This window comes from Actinoalloteichus spitiensis RMV-1378 (genome assembly GCF_000239155.1).
GTDB lineage: Bacteria > Actinomycetota > Actinomycetes > Mycobacteriales > Pseudonocardiaceae > Actinoalloteichus_B > Actinoalloteichus_B spitiensis.
In genome coordinates this window covers 1-3168 of record NZ_AGVX02000660.1, presented here as the reverse complement: position 1 = coordinate 3168, position 3168 = coordinate 1, and the positions used below count along the sequence as shown (strand labels likewise).

Below are 3168 nucleotides of genomic sequence, written 5' to 3'. Positions count from 1 at the left end.
CCCCCACCCCGACCGTCGCCCCACCGCCGCCGGTCACCCCCGACGCCCCCAGCACGTTCGACAGCGACACGACGGTCGACCCGGGGGCCGTCACGGCGCCCGTGCGGACCGAGGAGGCCGCCAGCGGCGAACAGGTCCCGCTGACCACCGACGAGGAGAGCACCATGACCCGCTTCGAGGAGCGGCTCCGGGTGCGGACGGAACGGGTGCGGGTCGGACGCGCCCGGCTGCGCAAGTACGTGGTCAACGAGACCGTCCAGGTCAACGTCTCACTGAAGCGGGAACGCGCCCGCCTGCGGACGGAGGCCGTGTCCGAGACCGAGCGAGCCGCCTTCGGCGACCACCTGGACCTCGGGGAGGAGGAACAGGAGATCGTGCTCTACGAGGAGCGACCGGTCGTCTCCCGCGAGATCGTGCCCGTCGAGCGGGTGCGGTTGACCAGCGAGGTCTACCTGGAAGAGGAGACCATCACCGAACGCGTCCGCGCCGAGCGGATCGAGGTGGAGGAGGAGACCACCAACACGCGCCCACGCTGATCCCAGGACGGGGCCCGTCCACACTGCCGCTAAGGCGGGTCCCGTCCACACTTGCCCCGGGGACGGGACCCGTCAGGGTCGGCCGGACGCGGGCCCCGGCGGCTCACCGTCCGCCGACGAGCAGCGTGCGGCACGAGCCCCGCTCCGGTCACGGGTTCGAGGCGCAGCGCCTGGCGTGCGGAGCCCAACGACGCGGACCGGCGGACCGGGTGTTCCGCCACGACCCGGCGGTGTTCCTTGCTCGTCCCCAGCACGACCACGGGAGGCCGGGACCAGTTCGAGCCGTGCTCCGCACGCCCGCCCGACGACCAACCCTCACCGTCTCCACCAACCCGCGTCCACACCTCACGCGGACCGACGCACGGCACTGGGCAGTGGCCGCGCCGCAACCGCCGCCGAGCGACCCCAGCCGAACCACCACACCCACACGCGTGCCCATGCCAGCCCCGGCACCGCCGGCCGCGGGCTACCGCGCCTCACGAGGTAGTTCGGGTTCGAGAACTTGAGCAACCCGCTCCGCGGACTCACAGGCAGCCTCCCGTGACTCCGTGAAGCTGACCACGACCGTCGCGTGGGCCGATTCACCAAGGTCCATCGAGATCTGACACTTGTTCTCCTCACGGTCATCCGTGATCAGCAACGCACGCAAAGGACCAACCTGGTGTTCGGCAAGGTTGTAGTCGCTCAGATTGAGCTCGCCCATTGGCACGTCTCGGTCGATGTTGATCGACAACAGCGGTGTCTCCAAAGGCGCCACAGTGTAACTGCACATGTAGACGACACCGAAGTCCGCGAAGTCAGCGGTGGCAGGGTCAAACCCCAGTTCGATGATTTGGCCATCGTCAAGTACCTCGCAGGGCAACACGTTCGCCAGCTCCTCCTCAAAGGAGGAGTCACTCTGAACTGCAGACGTACCCGCTGGTTCAGAACTACCTGTATTGGTCGTGAGAGCGGAGAGAGCTTGACCAGGAGCCTCCGAGGTACAACCCGCCCCCACATCGAACAGTGCAACACCCACCAGCCCCACAGCGCAACGCTGGGGGCGTGTCCAACCGATCACGACAGGTCGTCTCCAGAGTTAGTCACAAGAAAAGCATTTTCAGCATCCCGATCCTGCGTGCTCCGCGCGGACGTTAGGATAGCCGCAGCAAGGTCCTCAAGCGCCTGAATGTAAAGCAAGAGGTTTTCCTTCCCCAACGGTGGGAGTGATGACTACGATCACCGCGCCTCGCGGGGCAGCTCGGGCTCGACAAGGACAGCGACCCGCTCAACGGTCTCGCAAGCCGCCTCCTGGGACTCCGCAAGCATCACCCGAACCGTGACGTGGGAGGATTCACCGATTTCCATCGAAATCTGGCACTTGTTCGGGTCGCGGTCGTCGGTGATCAGTAGTGCTCGCAGCGGACCGACCTGGTGGTCCGTGGAGTTGAAGTTGGTCAGGTTCAGGTCGTCCAACGCCTGATCCACCCCGATGTTGATAGACATCAAGGGCGTCTCAACCGGACCAACAGTGTATTGGCAAAGGTTCAGAATGCCAGCATCATCATACTCTGCGGTAGAGGGATCGAATCCCAGATCCGCAACCTGGTCGTCGTCGAGCACCTCGCAGGGCAAAACACTCGCCAACTCCTCCTCAAAGGAGGAGCCACCTTCGACCGCAGAAGTATCCGCCAGTTCGGAACCACTCGGATTGGCCGTGGAAGCGGAGAACGCTCGCCCTGTAGTTTCCGAGGCGCAGCCACACGCAACGGCAATCAAGGCAACTCCCACGAAACTTGCAGCATAACGCTGACGACGTGTCCAACCAATCATGTGAGCTCGTCTCCGATGTTGGTAAGCAGGGTGGCGTTCTCAGCATCCCGATCCTGGGCAGTGCGAGCCGAAGCCCGGATAGCCGCGGCGAGGTCCTCGAGCGCCCTTATGTAGAGCACGAGGTTCTCTTTGGCTGAAGTGGGTGTACCGACCGCAGTTATCAAGTCCTGTTTGGCCATCGTCAACGCCACCGGGCTGGAACCGAGACGAACGCCCATCTCCAAGAGTTCAAACTTTTCCAAACGCTTGGTGGCTCGGACGGCGATTGCGTCGATTTTGGCGGCCATGCTCTCGGCGCTCTCGGGGTCGATCGAGACCTTGCCCGCCGCGGCCGCCGCGCCAAATGCCGCGATACTGCCCGTCATCTTCGCCGTCGACGGAACCGCCGGACCGGAGCCACCGCCGTCGCTCTCGATGTGCACGCTACCTCCCACACCCTCCCCACGAACCAGCCGAGCTCAGCCGGTACGCGGCACTGGTCAACGCTACCAACGGCGGTGCCACGAACCGGAAGGAAACGGCGCACCCGCTCCGAACGGAGCAGGGACACCGAACAGCGGAACACGAACGAACGAAGTCCACTCCCCGCCGCCCCGCCCCAAGGGCCGTTACCCCTGACCGGCACCGCGGTCTCGGTGGTGGCGGCTTGGTTCTCGAGCACCACGTGGAGCTCGTGTGCACGGGGCGTCCCAGGTGGAGACGTCGGACGTGGGCCGAGCGGGCCAGGGGCGTCAGGCGGCACGGTAGCCCCGCCCGGAACGGGGGCGCCGACGGACCGGGCTCCCCCTTCGCCCCATCCGTCGGCCCCACCCCACACCCC

At 65.7% G+C, this 3168-nt stretch carries 4 protein-coding genes; 1 reads left to right on the top strand and 3 read right to left on the bottom strand.

Annotation, left to right across the window (positions count from 1 at the left end; genetic code table 11):
* Window positions 1-536, top strand: a 536-nt coding sequence (locus ACTIDRAF_RS30815; RefSeq protein WP_016701153.1) for a YsnF/AvaK domain-containing protein, incomplete at its 5' end; no start/stop codon positions are given.
* Window positions 537-1002: 466 nt separating this feature from the next.
* Here the strand turns inward: ACTIDRAF_RS30815 and ACTIDRAF_RS0223545 are convergent.
* The 3 genes from ACTIDRAF_RS0223545 to ACTIDRAF_RS30810 form a co-directional block, all read right to left on the bottom strand.
* On the bottom strand, window positions 1003-1554 hold the full coding sequence (locus tag ACTIDRAF_RS0223545; RefSeq protein WP_245533621.1) for a DUF3558 domain-containing protein: 552 nt from the start codon (window positions 1552-1554) through the stop codon (window positions 1003-1005).
* Between the two features lie 200 nt (window positions 1555-1754).
* Window positions 1755-2348: a DUF3558 domain-containing protein gene (locus tag ACTIDRAF_RS33145; protein WP_083886620.1), complete on the bottom strand. Its 594-nt coding sequence runs from the start codon at window positions 2346-2348 to the stop codon at window positions 1755-1757.
* Window positions 2345-2770, bottom strand: coding sequence for a hypothetical protein (locus ACTIDRAF_RS30810; protein ID WP_016701150.1), 426 nt, complete (start codon window positions 2768-2770; stop codon window positions 2345-2347). The genes ACTIDRAF_RS33145 and ACTIDRAF_RS30810 overlap by 4 nt, the downstream gene beginning before the upstream one ends.
* Window positions 2771-3168 lie beyond the last annotated feature (398 nt).